This is a genomic window from Pseudomonas sp. (genome assembly GCF_030684895.1).
Taxonomy (GTDB): Bacteria; Pseudomonadota; Gammaproteobacteria; order Pseudomonadales; family Pseudomonadaceae; genus Aquipseudomonas.
This window is the reverse complement of record NZ_JAUXXP010000038.1, coordinates 100797-115985: the sequence shown is the minus strand read 5'-3', so window position 1 is coordinate 115985 and position 15189 is coordinate 100797. Positions and strand designations below refer to the sequence as shown.

The 15189-nt window shown below is 58.5% G+C and carries 12 protein-coding genes and 1 pseudogene; 10 read left to right on the top strand and 3 right to left on the bottom strand.

Features of this window, described 5'->3' with window-relative positions; genetic code table 11:
* The 3 genes and pseudogenes from Q8M42_RS07690 to Q8M42_RS07680 all read left to right on the top strand — a co-directional run.
* A pseudogene (locus Q8M42_RS07690) lies at positions 1–669 on the top strand (hypothetical protein); the annotation flags it as partial.
* Positions 670–789: 120 nt separating this feature from the next.
* On the top strand, positions 790–1752 hold the full coding sequence (locus Q8M42_RS07685; RefSeq protein WP_304864029.1) for a glycosyltransferase: 963 nt from the start codon (positions 790–792) through the stop codon (positions 1750–1752).
* A gap of 29 nt (positions 1753–1781) precedes the next feature.
* Positions 1782–2879 (top strand): glycosyltransferase, encoded by a 1098-nt coding sequence (locus Q8M42_RS07680; protein WP_304864032.1) that lies wholly within the window; start codon positions 1782–1784, stop codon positions 2877–2879.
* On the opposite strand, the gene Q8M42_RS07675 is transcribed toward Q8M42_RS07680, so the two are convergent.
* Positions 2876–3481 carry a toluene tolerance protein gene (locus tag Q8M42_RS07675; protein WP_370692684.1) on the bottom strand — a complete coding sequence of 202 codons (606 nt, stop codon included), beginning with the start codon at positions 3479–3481 and terminating at the stop codon, positions 2876–2878. The genes Q8M42_RS07680 and Q8M42_RS07675 overlap by 4 nt on opposite strands.
* 18 nt (positions 3482–3499) lie before the next feature.
* Complete coding sequence (locus Q8M42_RS07670; RefSeq protein ID WP_304864038.1) at positions 3500–4564, bottom strand: hypothetical protein; 1065 nt, start codon at positions 4562–4564, stop codon at positions 3500–3502.
* A 122-nt stretch (positions 4565–4686) separates the two neighbouring features.
* Between Q8M42_RS07670 and Q8M42_RS07665 the strand changes: the two genes are divergently transcribed.
* From Q8M42_RS07665 to Q8M42_RS07635, 7 genes are all read left to right on the top strand, one after another.
* Positions 4687–5844: an O-antigen ligase gene (locus tag Q8M42_RS07665; RefSeq protein ID WP_304864041.1), complete on the top strand. Its 1158-nt coding sequence runs from the start codon at positions 4687–4689 to the stop codon at positions 5842–5844.
* Positions 5845–5847: 3 nt separating this feature from the next.
* Entirely contained in the window at positions 5848–7686 is a 1839-nt protein-coding gene (gene msbA, locus Q8M42_RS07660; protein WP_304864043.1) for a lipid A export permease/ATP-binding protein MsbA, read from the top strand.
* On the top strand, positions 7686–8582 hold the full coding sequence (locus Q8M42_RS07655; RefSeq protein WP_304864045.1) for a GNAT family N-acetyltransferase: 897 nt from the start codon (positions 7686–7688) through the stop codon (positions 8580–8582). Before msbA ends, Q8M42_RS07655 begins: the two co-directional genes overlap by 1 nt.
* Before the next feature lie 2 nt (positions 8583–8584).
* Entirely contained in the window at positions 8585–9985 is a 1401-nt protein-coding gene (locus Q8M42_RS07650; RefSeq protein WP_304864046.1) for a PIG-L deacetylase family protein, read from the top strand.
* Between the two features lie 65 nt (positions 9986–10050).
* On the top strand, positions 10051–11472 hold the full coding sequence (gene hldE / locus Q8M42_RS07645; protein ID WP_304864048.1) for a bifunctional D-glycero-beta-D-manno-heptose-7-phosphate kinase/D-glycero-beta-D-manno-heptose 1-phosphate adenylyltransferase HldE: 1422 nt from the start codon (positions 10051–10053) through the stop codon (positions 11470–11472).
* Positions 11473–11582: 110 nt separating this feature from the next.
* Entirely contained in the window at positions 11583–12866 is a 1284-nt protein-coding gene (locus tag Q8M42_RS07640; protein WP_304864051.1) for an acyl-CoA dehydrogenase family protein, read from the top strand.
* Between the two features lie 12 nt (positions 12867–12878).
* Positions 12879–14087 carry an acyl-CoA dehydrogenase family protein gene (locus tag Q8M42_RS07635; protein ID WP_304864053.1) on the top strand — a complete coding sequence of 403 codons (1209 nt, stop codon included), beginning with the start codon at positions 12879–12881 and terminating at the stop codon, positions 14085–14087.
* A gap of 198 nt (positions 14088–14285) precedes the next feature.
* Here the strand turns inward: Q8M42_RS07635 and Q8M42_RS07630 are convergent, their stop codons facing one another.
* On the bottom strand, positions 14286–15161 hold the full coding sequence (locus Q8M42_RS07630; protein WP_304864056.1) for a metal ABC transporter ATPase: 876 nt from the start codon (positions 15159–15161) through the stop codon (positions 14286–14288).
* Positions 15162–15189 lie beyond the last annotated feature (28 nt).

Genomic DNA, 15189 nt, shown 5'->3' with positions numbered 1-15189 from the left:
GTTGAAGGTGTCTGGAAAGAGTACAAGGGCGATGTCATGCATGACGTCCTTGCACCCTATCTGGCAGAGCAACACGGTGTCGATCAACAGATGTTGCAGATCAATTCGGGCGTTCTGGGTTTCCAGGTCGAGGCGTCACACCTGATGGATGAGACCTTGGCCCTGATCGATGTACTGCATCCGATGGTCCCCACGATCCATGTTGTCGAGCAATTTGCCGTGGGTGTTGCTGCCAGGCATTTGGGGCGACCTGCGCAGGCGCGCGGTGTCGTGATGCATTATTTTTCAGGCAAGAACTATTGGCGCCATATGATCGCGGTATTTTTTCAGCGCTATGGCGAGGCATTTTCTGCGCAGACCGTGCAAGCGGTGCGCGAGGTCCCGACCTCTAAACCCAGGCCTGCCTGGTGGCAGCGTCTCGACTATCGAGTGAGAAGTTTATTTCTCCCCGCCAAAAGCCGTTCGCTCGCCAAGCTTGCCTATTACGCAGCTGTGATGCGCGCCGATCCTTATGCTGAAGCCTGCGGTTGTGGATACGCCGAGGAGCTAATGCGAAAAGTCTTAGCCAAAGGCGACGCGCTGAGCAATCAGCCCTGGAGTAAAGTCCTCAGTCGGCGGGATAAGCAGCGTTTGGCCGAGCTGTTGCAACTACCAGATGGGACGCTCTAGCGGATTCGACGACAGGCTCTGCTTCTGCCTTCGTGGCGGTTGCTCGCTGTATAGATGCTTCGGGGCAGCTATTGCGCTGTTCTCATAGGCGATTATGGGTACCGTTTTTGAGGTGTGTCAGTGAACGTGCTTTTTCTGGTCCAAGCCGAGCAGCGTGCAATCTTAGACAGGCTGTATGACGGCATCGCCGCGTCATGCGACAACTGCGACATTCGTTGGCTGAGTAGCGATGAGCAGGCCAATCTGAAGCGCTATTTCCGCCAACACGTTGATCTGTCTCGCTACGACAGGGTTCTTTTCTTTCTGCGTTTCAAGAAAGAGATGCGCCAGTGGCGCTTCATTCGCACCTTGCCCAACGTCGTGATTCTCGAGCACGACGCCTACCAGAACTATATTCCGTGCAAATATACGGGCAAGTTCAGCGCCCACTATCGACGTATGCCCTGGGTGCGCATCATCAGCTCCGGTGCCCAAGTCAGCCAGCGTTTGCGTGCCGAAGGGTTCGATGCTGTTTTCGTGCCCAAAGGCTACGACCAGGGGCTGATGACCTATCAAGGCCTGGAGCGTGATATCGAGTTGGCCTTTGTTGGCAGCACCAAGAGCGTGGCCTATAGCGGGCGCAAGGCGCTGCTGGATGAGTTGGCGTCCGTCGAGAACCTGTTGGTCACCAAGACGAAATCCGGCCAGGAATATAACGACACACTCAACCGTATCCGCTTCTTTGTGAGCGCTGATGTCGGGATGGGTGAATACATGATCAAGAACTTTGAGGCGATGGCCGTGGGTTGCGTATTGCTCGCCTATGACCAGGGCGCTGAAGAGAATACTGCACTGGGTTTTGTCGATATGCATAACCTGGTGCTTTACCGCGATATTCCTGAGCTCCGCGAGAAGCTTGGCATATTGCGTGCCGACCCGGAAAAAGCCCAGATGATTGCAGAGGCCGGTCGAGTACTGGCGCAGCAGCGTTACAGTTTTGCAGCGCTCGGGCATGCAATCGCTGAGGTCATGCGCCCTTCATTGCGCGTTCACAGCCGTTTGCCATGGTTTCTTCGTCCGCTGGCCAGGTGGAAGTTGATCTGAGGGCCTGCCGGTCCAATTAAGGAGTGATCGTGAGCGTTCTGAACGTTATGTGGAGCGGTGGTGCAGCCTTCGTCTCCGTGCATAAGGTGCATCGGCAGGTTCTCCAGATGGGTAAGCCCGGTGAAACCGTAGAAACGCTGTTATTGCAGTCAGGTGATGCCGCACCGCTGGCTGATTTGGGGTGCGTTACTGCGCTCGGTCTTTCCTCGGCGCGCATCAAGGGCGCAGGGCTGCTGGGGAGGCTGCAGCGTGTGCGGGATCGGCGGCGTCTGGCTAAGCGGCTGATGCAGCAACCGCCACGCGTGGTGCTTATCGACGGTATCGGTGTGGCAGCTTTTATTCTCCCCTTGTTGGCAGCGCTGACCGCTACACGAGCGGTGGTGATGTTTCATGGCTCAAAACGGCTAAAGGCAGCACACATTGCTCTCTTGAGACGCTTTCCTGCGGACCGTCTGGATCTGGTAGCGGTTTCTGCCACGTTGGCCGCTGAGCTTGAAGCGCAGGTCGGCTTAAAGGTGCTGAGCGGGCGTGTAGCGATCGAACCCGTGGCATTTCGATCCTCGCTTATGGCGCGAGAAGCCGCGCAGCGCGCTCTTGGCATTCCGCCAGGTGCCGGGCGAACGATTGGTGCGGTGGGCCGCCTGGTGCCAGAGAAAGGCTTTAGTCGTCTGGTGACTGCTGCCGCGGGTTGGCTCCTGAACAACCCCGAGGATCGTCTTGTGATCGTCGGGGAGGGGGTTGAGCGCCAGCAATTGACAGCCCTTGCTGAAAAGTTGGGTGTGCTCAGGCAGGTTTATTTGACCGGTCATCATGCCGAAGCTCCCCGCCTGTACTCGGCCTTTGATTTGATCTGCATTCCATCGGAGCAGGAGGGGTTGGGGTTGGTCTTGCCTGAGGCGGTGATTGCAGGCGTACCGGTTTTGGCGAACGATTTAGCGGTCTTTCGTGAACAGCTCAATGGTGCGGCAGGGCTTTTGCCATGCGCTACTGAGGCGTGGCGCAATGCGCTCAATACTGTGCTGACAGAAGACCCCGCTGCCCTGGCTGATGTGCAACGTGTGGGCTTGGATGCCGAAGGTGTTTGGGCACGATTCGAGGCGTTTTATCAGCACTTGCTTGCACGTTAGTCTGCTAAAACGGCAGCCGATAACTCCACCATTGGGAAGCGTCCGGCAATCTCCATTTGCCGCAGCAGACGAGCGAAGTGCTTGAGGTTGCGTGCGGCTTTGGCTTTTGATAGCGGTCGACGGTGAAAGGCCAGATCGGCAACATCAATTAGTCCCAAGGTATCTTGTGGGGTCAGCACGATGTTGCCCATGTGAAGTGAGCGGAAGTAAATCCCTTTTCTGTGAAGCTCGCGGATGAAGTCACAGAGAGCCGGCAGGCGCGTGATAAAGCTTTCGGGATTCTGCAGGTACAGTTCCTTGAGTGTCTGGCCTGGAAGCGGTGTATAGAGAACGGCACTGAGCTGCTTTTCAGGAAAGGTGTACAGCGTGATAGGCGTCAGCGTTGGGATGCCTAATCCAGCCAGGCGCTCTGCATTTTGATAAAAGCGTACGGAATACGGCCTGAGCAGGGCTGAGGAAATCAAGCGTTTGCGCCGGAAAAGCTTGAGGAAGTGGCCGTTGGAGAGGCGATAAACCTTGGGGCCTAGACTGTCTTCTTCGAGTACTTTCGCCTCGGCGGTCAGTGTCGCCAACGCGCTATCGGTCAGGTGTTTCGTGCTCAGCATCGTGTGTCCTTAGCCTTAAATGACCTGCTTGGCCTTGAGGCGGCTTAGTAGGTGGGCCAGCATGGTGTCGTAGTGGCGGCCTGCCAACAGTTTTAACAACGGATCTGCCAGCCATAGCGTCATATGCTCGCTGCTCAGCGGTTGTCCCTGTCGTTCTTCAATATTGACTAATGCTTTATCCCACCAAGCCACTGCACAGGCGTGATCGAACTCGTTTGAGTAGTCATGGCAGCCATAAAGCAGCTCTCGTATAAATTGTCTGCGCTCTTTGGCGATTAGAGCAGTCACAGCTTTTTGCCAGCTCCGGTAAGGCTGTGGTGGTCGTGGCAAGCGATCATTCACGAGCAGAACATCTACCATTGCTGCTTTGCTCAGAGGTTCACCGTGATGCTTTGTGTGCCACGCTTGGATTTTGGCTCTGAACTGCGCCTTGCGGCTCCAGTAGTGGTGTATGAGGTCGGTGCATGCGTTGAGCTGCAGCCGGCCATGTGCTGCCAGAGCCAAGCTGAGCTCTTCTAATGTATAGAGTTCTGGTGCCAGTGGGCGCAGGTCATCCATCAGCTTAATGGCGTGTTCGAGAACCCCTTTGTCAGTCGTGGTTAGACCGATTACGCCAGAGTTCGTCTGGCGCATATTCGTCTCCAAAAGTCCATTCTGCTCGAGATAGGTGACTGACTGGCTGGGAAGCGATGGTGATTCTCCGAGAACAGCTCCGATAGCATTGCAGAGTAGATGACCACCTGTTAAGCGCCCGAACAGTGACTCAGGAGAAGTGCGGAAAAACGTGTCAGTGTCAATCAGCGCAGCCTTTTCATACTTATTGAGTATGTTGAGCAAGAGGGCGTGCTTGATCCTGAAATGGTAGCGGTGAGGGCCATTCCAGGTGGGGTCTATGGCGTGAGTTGTGACGGGTAGCTTCGTGTAAAACTGAGGGTTATCGGTAAAGACCTGAATCTCAAACCGGCGATCACTTGCGCAGAGGGCTGAGTGGGCGAGCGCGCTGGCTATGCTGAAAACCGCTTCGCGTTGGTAAATGTCTGCGCCGAAGGCGAGATAGATAAGTTGTGGGGTGGCGTTCATTACTTAAGGTATCGAATGTTAGATACCGCATAGAATACCCCTTTTTTAGGTTGAGCCGCCCACTGAGTGCCCTGGGCGTTGGGAGTTGGGAATTGATGTTGAGAATGTCGGCGAAGGGAACAATGCTGCTGATAACCTTTGGTTATTTGTGGTTTCTATTGGGGATTGCATGGGCCCCGAGCAATAAGGTTTATCAGCAAGCGTTGGTTGTTTTGCTTTGGCTGCCCGGTTTGCTGTCAATGGTTGTCTTTCACCAGCGCTTGCTTGAGCTTTGGCGCAAGAGTCAGGTTTTCTGTTCGCTCTTATTGCTCTTCTTGGCCTGGGCTGCGCTGAGTACTTTGTGGACTGGCGCTGACGAGCCGCCGAGAGAATTGAAACGCGTGCTTTATATCGGGATTTTTCTTGTGTCCCTGGCACTGCTGTCCTCTCAGTATCCTGAGCGCGTGTGGCAGGGCCTGGCTGTCGCCTTTGTAGGCTTAGCGCTTTCTTGTTGCGTGAGCATTTATCTGTTTTATATCCGCGATATGCAGCCACTCAGTGCTCGGCTTGAGGGTATAGGGCAGGTGGGGCACCCGATTCTCGGTGCCTATGTCATGGCGCTTGTGGTGATTTGGGGGGCGCGGTTCAAACCGTCGGGTGTCTCGCAGGGTTTTCTGTGGGGTGTGCTGATGCTGTTCGCCCTAGCGTTTGTTCTGCTGGGGCAGAGCCGCGGTGCAATGCTGGCATTAATCGCTGGTATTTCTGCCCTGCTTTTACTTCGCGGTGGTCGCTTTGTGTGGATGGGCGGCATCGTACTCATGGTTGTCTGCTGGGTCGGTTATGAGCTTTTCGCGCCGTTTATTCTCGCGCGCGGTCTGTCGTACCGACCAGAAATTTTCCAGGCCAGTCTAGACATGGTTATGCAAAATCCCTTTCTCGGGTTGGGAATCGGTACGGATTATCGTGTTGTGACGTCCAACTACCCCGAGGGCTTCGACCATACGCACAATGGTTTCACCCATGTTGCAGTTGAGCTGGGTGTCCCGGGTGTGATTTTGTGGATAGGCCTGTGGTTGAGTGCATTTCATATTGCTTGGCAGCATCGTTTTTCCGCCGGAGGGCGGCTGGTATTCGGAACGTTGGTTGTCTCGCTGGCGGCGCTTCAGTTTGATGCGGCCAGTTTATGGGGCACCCCCAGGGCCGAGTGGTTCGTAGTCTGGCTTCCTCTGGCCCTTACACTTGCCCTTATTGCACAGCCGCACAGTGTTAGACTGCGATCCGCCTGTATTGAAGTGAGTTGATTCATGAGTGATGCGAGAAATGATGCGGTCCAGCCCAGCAGCCTGAAAATCTACTTTCGGCTGCTGGGGTACGTGAAACCGTACATTGGTATGTTTTTGATCAGTATTTTCGGGTTTCTGATCTTCGCCTCAACTCAGCCAATGCTTGGCTACATCCTGAAGTTCTTTGTTGATGGACTCAGTAATCCGAATGTCGGACTTTTTGCTGGGGTACCTTGGGTGCAGGCCCATGCGCCCTGGCTTGCAGAGCTTAAACTGCTCCAGGCCGTTCCTCTGCTTATTGTTCTTATTGCTCTTTGGCAGGGCATTGGTTCATTTCTCGGCAATTTCTACCTCGCCAAAGTTTCCATGGGCTTGGTTCAAGATATGCGTATTGCGCTATTCAACAATCTTCTAACGCTGCCCAATCGGTATTTTGATAGCCACAACTCAGGTCACCTGATATCCAGGCTTACTTACAACGTGACCATGGTTACTGGTGCCGCTACGGATGCGATCAAGGTGGTGGTGCGTGAGGGGATGACGGTTGTCTTTCTTTTTGCAACCTTGTTATGGATGAACTGGAAGCTCACGCTGGTTATGGTTGCGATACTGCCGATTATTGGATTGATGGTGTCCAGCACCAGTAAGAAATTTCGCAAGCAAAGCAAGAAGATTCAAGTTGCGATGGGGGATGTTACCCATGTGGCTTCGGAAACCATTCAGGGGTATCGAGTTGTCCGTAGTTTTGGCGGTGAACGTTATGAGCAGCAACGTTTCCAGGCCGCCAGCGAGGATAACCGCCTCAAGCAGCTGAAAATGGTTAAAACAGGCGCGGTCTACACCCCAAGCCTGCAGCTGGTGATCTACAGCGCCATGGCCGTATTGATGTTCCTCGTACTGCTGTTACGTGGTGATGCCAGTGCCGGTGATTTAGTGGCTTACATCACGCTGGCGGGGTTGCTACCCAAGCCAATTCGTCAGCTGTCTGAGGTCAGTTCGACTATCCAAAAAGGGGTGGCTGGGGCCGAGAGTATTTTTGAGCAGCTGGATGAGCAGCCTGAAGTTGACCTGGGTACTCAGGAGCGTGAGCGAGTAACGGGTCGTTTGCAGGTCCGCAATCTCAGCTTCCAATATCCGACCAGTGAAAAGCCCGTGCTAAATAATGTTTCCTTTGTTGCCGAGCCGGGGCAGATGGTGGCGTTGGTGGGGCGTTCTGGTAGCGGCAAATCCACGTTGGCGAGCCTGATTCCGCGTTTCTATCACCATGAACAAGGTCAGATTCTGCTCGATGACCTGGATGTAGAAGAGTACACACTGCGTAACTTACGTCGCCATATCGCTTTGGTGACCCAGCATGTCACGCTGTTCAATGACACCGTGCGCAACAATATCGCCTATGGCGATCTGGCCGGTGCGCCTCTGGACGCCGTCAAGCGTGCCGCTGAGGATGCATACGCCGCTGAGTTCATCGAGAAAATGTCGCAGGGCTACGACACCCTGGTGGGCGAGAATGGTGTATTGCTCTCAGGTGGTCAGCGCCAGCGCCTGGCGATTGCTCGGGCGCTGCTCAAGGACGCTCCGCTGCTCATCCTCGATGAAGCCACCTCCGCGCTGGACACCGAGTCCGAGCGGCACATCCAGGCTGCGCTGGATAAGGTTGTCGAAGGGCGTACTACTATCGTGATCGCCCATCGCCTGAGCACTATTGAGAAAGCCGATCTGATTCTAGTGATGGAGCAAGGCGAAATTGTTGAGCGCGGTACCCACGCGCAGTTGTTGTCGCTTAATGGCTACTACGCACGCCTACATGCCCGTGATTTTGCCGACGATGCTGACCTGCATGCGGAGCCAAGTGCCTGATGCTCAGTCATTTGCGCGCCTGGCGTGAGCACGGTTGGACGCCGATTGATGCTGCTGCGTATGCCGATGCCTGGCTGCGCTTCGGCGGCAGCGTCGCCACCCATCCGCAGGTCATCGAACGTTTGGCGGGGCTGGCCGGTTTGCCGGTGCGTCACCTGGGCTGGTTTGAGCAGGGCGAGCTGCAGGCGGCAATTCCGACCTGGGGACGGCACCTGGCGCTGTCCAAGGATGTGCTCAAGCAGCAGGGCAAGCGGGGCCTGTTTGACCTCGGCAATGCGGAATTGATTCTTCCGATAGCGCCCTCCGCCAGCGTCTCGTTGCGCCATCGCGGTCGTTATATTTCAGTGCTGAATGCCAGCTCGATCAGTACGTTGCGCGAGCAGCCTGAAGGCCTGGCGTTGGCCCGCGAGCCTGAGGAGTACAGCAAGAAATTCCGCTACAACCAACGCCGCGAACAGCGTCTGCTGGAAGAGGCGGGCGGTGTTATCCGGCCGATGCTGGAATTGTCCGCCGGCGAGCAGGCGCTAATCTACGCCGAGCTGTTTCAGCGCCGTTGGGGCTTCGAGGCGACCGGTAAGGCGCATTTGACCGAGGTGTTCAGCCTAATGCGCGACTTTATGACTGGGGCGCTGATCTACCTGAACGACCAGCCAGTGGCGATCCAGGTGCTTTACCGTGTCGAGGCGCCGCAGTGGGTCAGTCTGGAGTACATCAACGGCGGCGTTGATCCGCAAAACCGCGAGTTCAGCCCCGGCAGCGTGCTCAGCTTTATCAACACGCAAACCGCCTGGGCTGAAGCGCGGGCGCTGGGTAAGCCGCTGCGTTATTCCTTTGGCCGAGCTGATCGCGAATACAAAGACCGCTGGTGCAACCGCGTTCCGGTTTATCAGGTTTGACCATGTCCGCACGCAAGCAAGCCCTGCTCAAGCTGCATCGTCGGCAAAAGCGCATTGCGCTGTTGGTGGCGCTGGCGCTGTTGTGCCTGCTCGGCGTATTTGCCGCATGGTGGTGGGTGCCAGTGCTTTTGCTGGTGGGCTGGATAGCCCATGAGGCCTGGTTTGCCGATCATCTGTTTTACGCGCCAGGCGATGACTACAACTATCGATTTGCAGCGGATGTGCCCGCTCTTGCCGGGCGTATCGAGGCGTGCTGCCTGCGCTTGGATGGCGATATTGGCGCTGCCGATACCCTGATTCTGCAAGTGCAGCTCAAGGCGAACTGGTTGGGGCGCTGGCTGGACCCTTATGTTGTGGTCGGCAACGACCGTCAGGATTTCGAGCGGGGCGTGAAGGGTCGTCGCTACCTCAACCTGTCCGGTCAGCAGGATGCATTGGCCAGTGGCGCGCTGCAGCTGCGCGGTCGCTTCTGCCGCATTGAACCGGCCGTCACTCTGTTTGCCCTGAGCAATCCGGATTATGCCGAGCAGCGCCTGATGGTCATTGCGCCGCATGCCGACGACGCCGAATTGGCCGCCTTTGGCCTGTATAGCCGGGCGCCTGATGTCAGTATCGTGACCCTGACCCAGGGCGAGATCGAGGCTGAGGCCTATCAGGCGCTGAAACTGGACAAAGCCGCCGCTGCCCGGCTCAAAGGGCGCCTGCGTGCATGGGACAGCTTGGCCGTTCCGCTCTGGGGCGGCGTGCCGCAGAGTCAGTGTTTGCAGCTGGGCTATTACTGCCTGCAGTTGCCGGCGATGCAGGCGCAACCCGAGGCAGCTTTTGCTTCGCGCGAGTCGGCTGAGGGTGATACTCGCAGCGTACGCGCTGCTAATTCAATTCAGCTGCCAGGCGATGCTGATGGTCTGCCTAGCTGGCGCAATCTGCTGGCCGATTTAGTGGCGGCGCTTGAACACTTCCAGCCTGAGGTGGTGGTGACACCGCATCCGCAATTGGACCCGCACAGTGACCATGTTGCCAGTACCGAGGCGCTGCTGCAGGCGATTGAGCTGAGCAGCTGGAAGCCGAAAACCCTGTTGCTGTATGCCAATCATCTGCACGACAACGACCGTTGGCCGATGGGCCCCGCAGGCTTTGGCATTGCACTGCCGCCAGCTATTGAAGCGCTGCCGGCGGATGGCTTGTGGAGCCCTGGGTTGGATGTCGCGCGGCAGCTGGATAAAGCCATGGCCTTGGCCATGCAGCACGATTTACAAGGCGCATTGCCGCTTAAACGGCGCATCCGCCGGCTGATCCAGCGCCTGCTGGTCGGTCGGCGCTGGCCGGCAACTGGTGAAGATGAGTTCTTCCGTAAGGCGGTGCGCCGCCACGAACTGTTCTGGGTGCGTGCGCTCGACGGTTGATCAGCGTATTTACCTGCCAATGTTATGATTTGCGGCGATTCGTTTTAGCCGCTTCTGGAGTGTTTATGAAGTTGTCCATGCCGCGTTTTGACCAAGCCGCCGTTCTGGTGGTGGGCGACGTTATGCTCGACCGTTATTGGCATGGTGGCACCTCGCGGATCTCTCCGGAAGCGCCGGTGCCGGTGGTCAAGGTTGAGCAGATCGAGGATCGTCCAGGTGGTGCGGCCAACGTCGCGCTAAACATCGCCGCCCTCGGCGCGCCAGCGACATTACTGGGTGTGACCGGTCAGGATGAGGCCGCTGAAAGCCTGCGCAACAGGCTGCAGGCGGTTGGCGTAAAGACCTTCTTCCAGACAATCAACGATCAGCCGACCATCGTCAAACTGCGGGTGATGAGTCGTCACCAGCAACTGCTGCGCATGGATTTCGAAGAGCCGTTCCGCACTGACAGCGCGGCGTTGGCTGCCAGCGTCGAAGCGCAGCTGGAGGGCATCAAGGTGCTGATCCTTTCCGATTACGGTAAGGGCGCGCTGCAGAACCATCAGGCGCTGGTGCAGCTGGCGCGTAGCAAAGGTATTGCGGTGCTGGCCGATCCCAAAGGTAAGGATTTCTCCATCTACCGTGGCGCCAGCCTGATCACCCCGAACTTGCACGAGTTTGAAACCATTGTCGGTGCATGCCGCGATGAGGCCGAGCTGGTGGCCAAAGGTGCGGCGCTGATGGCTGAGCTGGAGTTGGGCGCGTTGTTGGTGACCCGCGGCGAGCATGGCATGACCTTGCTGCGCCCAGATCATCCGGCGCTGCATCTACCGGCTCGCGCCCGCGAAGTGTTCGATGTCACCGGTGCAGGTGATACGGTGATTTCCACCCTGGCCGCCAGCCTAGCGGCAGGCGAGGAGCTGCCGCATGCCGTCGCTTTGGCCAATCTGGCCGCTGGCATTGTGGTCGGCAAACTGGGTACTGCGGCGATCAGTGCGCCGGAACTACGCCGCGCGATCCAGCGTGAGGCCGGCTCCGAGCGGGGCGTGCTAAGCCTCGATCAACTGCTGCTGGCGATTGAGGACGCCCGCGCCCATGGTGAGAAGATTGTCTTTACCAATGGTTGCTTTGACATTTTGCATGCCGGCCATGTCACCTATCTGGAGCAGGCGCGTGCGCAAGGTGATCGACTGGTGCTGGCGGTCAACGACGATGCCTCGGTCAGCCGTCTGAAAGGCCCTGGCCGGCCGATCAATTCGGTGGACCGGCGTATGGCCGTGCTGGCTGGCTTAGGTGCGGTGGACTGGGTGGTGAGTTTCAGCGAAGACACCCCGGAAAACCTGCTGCGCGCGGTCAAACCGGATGTGCTGGTCAAGGGCGGTGACTATGGTATCGAGCAGGTGGTCGGTGCCGATATTGTCACGGCCTATGGCGGCGAAGTGCGGGTGCTGGGGCTGGTGGAAAACAGCTCGACTACCGCGATCGTCGAGAAAATCCGCAATAACTAAACTTCATCAGTGACTGGCTGTTTTGCCAGTCGCTGACGTCGGCGCGGTCATAGGCGCTTGCCCTGACCGCGCGCATGATCATCGGCATCCCCCGCATGGAGCGAGATGCCATGACTTCCGACATACAGGGCCGTGCCCTGGCAATGCTCAACCGGGTCGCCCAGGCTGACTGGCCGGACCGCTTGAAACTGCGCAAATCCTTCGAAAAACTCATCTACACCGGTAGCCGCGCGAGCTTTCGTGCGGCCGCGCAGCGCGCGGGCAAAGTTGCCAAATTGCCGCGCCCGGCTGATCCCGATGCCTTGTTCGATCTGTCGCTCTCCGATGAGCAGCAGATGCTGGTGGAGATGCTCGAAGCCTTCGCCGGCGAAGTGCTGCGCCCGCTGGCGCACGATGCCGACGAGCAGGCCGCGCTACCGGCTGCCTTGCTCAACCAGGCGCATGAACTGGGGCTGACCCATTACGCGGTGAGCGAAGCTCAGGGCGGTATGGCGGGCGAGCGCACCACCCTGAGCAACGCACTGATTGCCGAGGCGCTGGGTAAGGGCGATTTATCCTTGGCGGCGGCCTTGTTGGTGCCTTTGTCGGCGGCCAACTGCATTCGTCGCTGGGGTAGTGCGGCGCAGCAGGCGCGCTGGTTGCCGGCCTTTGTCGGTGAGGAGCCAGCGCCGCTGATGGCCATTGCGGTCAATGAGCCGACGCCGCTGTTTGACCCACACAAACTGGCGACCCGTGCGCGCAAGCGTGGCAAGCACTACGTGCTCAGCGGTGAGAAAAGCCTGGTGTTGCGTGGCCTGGATGCCAGCCAGCTGATTGTCGCGGCGCAAGCGGCTGACGGCCCAGCGCTATTTATTGTCGAAGCCGGTGCTAAGGGCCTGCAGCGCAGCCCGCAACCGGCCATGGGCCTGAAAGCGGGCGGTACTGCGCGCTTGCGCCTGAACAGCGTCAAGGTGCCGCTGGATGCGCGTCTGGCGGCTGAGGATTTCAACTACCAGAGCTTTCTCGATTACGCCGGCCTGGCCTGGTGCGCCCTGGCGGTGGGCACGGCGCAGGCGGCGCTGGATTATGTGGTGCCTTACTGCAACGAGCGAGTGGCCTTCGGCGAGCCGATCAGTCATCGCCAGGGTGTGGCCTTTATGGTCGCCGATATGGCCGTGGAGCTCGACGCCATGCGCCTGATGGTCTGGCGAGCGTGTTCGCGCGCCGAACAGGGTTTGCCGTTCCAGCGCGAAGCCTATCTGGCGCGCCTGCTGTGCAGCGAGAAGGCCATGAAGATCGGCACCGACGCCGTGCAATTGCTCGGTGGTCATGGCTTTACCAAAGAACATCCAGCCGAGCGCTGGTACCGCGATTTGCGTGCGCTGGCGATTATGGCCGGCGGCCTACAGCTCTAAGGGCGCCTCAACATGAATCTGGAAACCCCGAAGAAATTCCGTGGCCTGGTCAACCAGGCCCATCAGGTGGCGGAAAACTATTTCCGGCCGATTTCCCGCAAGTACGACAAGGCCGAGCACGCGTACCCCAAGGAGCTGGACCTGCTGGCGGCGCTGCTCGATGGCATGAATGCCGGCTCGCCGGACGCCATCGGTGCCACCTCCGCAAGCAAACGCGGCGCGGCCCGTGAGCAGCAAGAAGGCATCAAAAATGGCGGCAATCTGTCTGCCCTGCTCGGGGTGATGGAGCTGTGCTGGGGCGATGTCGGCCTGCTGCTGGCCATGCCGCGGCAAGGCTTGGGCAATGCGGCGATTGCGGCGGTGGCTAATGATGAGCAATTGGCGCGCTTCGGCGGCACCTGGGCGGCCATGGCGATTACCGAGCCGGGTTGCGGTTCGGACTCGGCGGCGATTCGCACCACGGCGATCAAGGATGGCGATCACTACGTGCTCAACGGCGAAAAAATCTACGTCACCTCCGGCGAGCGCGCCGATGCCGTAGTGGTCTGGGCCACGCTGGACAAGAGCCTCGGTCGCGCAGCGATCAAGTCCTTTGTGGTGGAGCACGGCACGCCGGGGATGAGCGTGACCCGCCTGGAGAAGAAGCTCGGCATCAAGGCCTCGGATACGGCGGCGATCAGCTTTAGCGATTGCCGCGTGCCGGCGGCCAACCTGCTCGGCAACCCGGAGATCGATGTGCAAAAAGGCTTTGCCGGGGTGATGGAAACCTTCGACAACACCCGTCCGCTGGTCGCTGGTATGGCGGTGGGCGTAGCCAAGGCATCGCTGGACCGCACCCGCGAGCTGCTGAGGAAGGTCTGCACGCTGGATTACCGCACCCCGCTGCTCAGCGTCAGCCATGCCGAGGCAACGCTTTATCGCCTGCAGGCCGAATGGGAGGCCGCGCGCCTGCTGACCCTGAAAGCCGCCTGGATGGCCGACAACAAGTTGCCCAACTCCAAGGAGGCGTCCATCGCCAAGGCCAAGGCCGGGCGGGTGGCTAACGAGGTGACGCTGAAATGCGTCGAACTGGCCGGTGCGCTGGGTTATGGCGAGGACGAGCTGTTGGAAAAGTGGGCGCGCGACTCAAAGATTCTCGACATCTTCGAAGGCACCCAGCAGATCCAGTTGCTGATCGTTGCAAGGCGTTTGCTGGGCAAGAGCTCCAGCGAGTTGAAGTAGTCGTTCATGCAGGCTGGGTGAAGCCCAGTCTGCATGCTTGAAGAATCCCTTTTTGCCCTGCTTAGGTGGGGCTTTTTTGCGTCTAAGCCAGCCAGTTTTAGGGTGGATGGCGCTTCACCGATCCACAGTAAAGGTGGATGAAAAGAGCGTCATCCACCCTACGATTTTGGCCGTTGCAGATTGCCTCTACGGCTGCGTTCAGATGCCTTGCAGGCTTAGCCAAGCCTTCCAGCGAATACGCTCCTCGTGCACCAGCCAGCCATCCTGTGGCGCAAAGCTTTCCGCTAACCACAGACCGCGTGTGCTGGCAGGTAAGAGTTGGCCCTGCTTCAGAGTCAGCAGCTCGGCAGTCGGTCGACCCTGGTCCAGTGGGATGAGAAACAGATCGGGGCGGGCGCGGTTGAGGCGGGCGATCAGTTGACCGTCTTCCAGGTGCTCATCGACGTGCAGTAGGCTGAGCTGCCGCGTTTCTTTGGGCAGATCCAGGCGCAGGTCATACACCAGCTGCAGTGAGGCGGTCGGCAGGTGGACGTAGGCGCGCGGGCGCTCAAGCAGTTTGAGGTTGCCGCATTGCACCGGACGCGCCGCGCCGGACAGCGGGCTGAGGCTGAAGTGCGCGGTTTCCCGGTAGTGCAGGCTGCTCTGGTAGGGCGTCGGCAGCCAGGTGTCGCCAAAGCGCCCACTTAGCCAGCCTTCCGGCGTCTCCAGCAGGCATTCCTCGGCCACTTCCTGAATTGCGGTGAGCAGCGGCAGGTTGAGTTCGTGGGCCGGCACGTAACCAGAGATCAGCTTAAGCACCACATCACCGCGATCCGCGCGGCGCTGGCGCACCAATACCCAGTATTCCCGGTCTTGCCAGCACAGCGTTAGGCGCACCGATACGCCCAGGTTGGCCAGCTCAACGGCAAAGCGCTGGTTGTCAGCTACCGCCACCGGTTTACGCTTTTCCAGCATCTGCGCAAAGTTCAGCGGCATGCCCAAGCCCTGATAACTCAGCCCTTCCGTGCTGGCTTCGACAAACAGCTGCAGGGTTTTGAAGTTGCTGGGATCTTTGCGGATCAGGGTGCGCGGCATTGCAACTCCTCGCTGGCATAGGTACGGC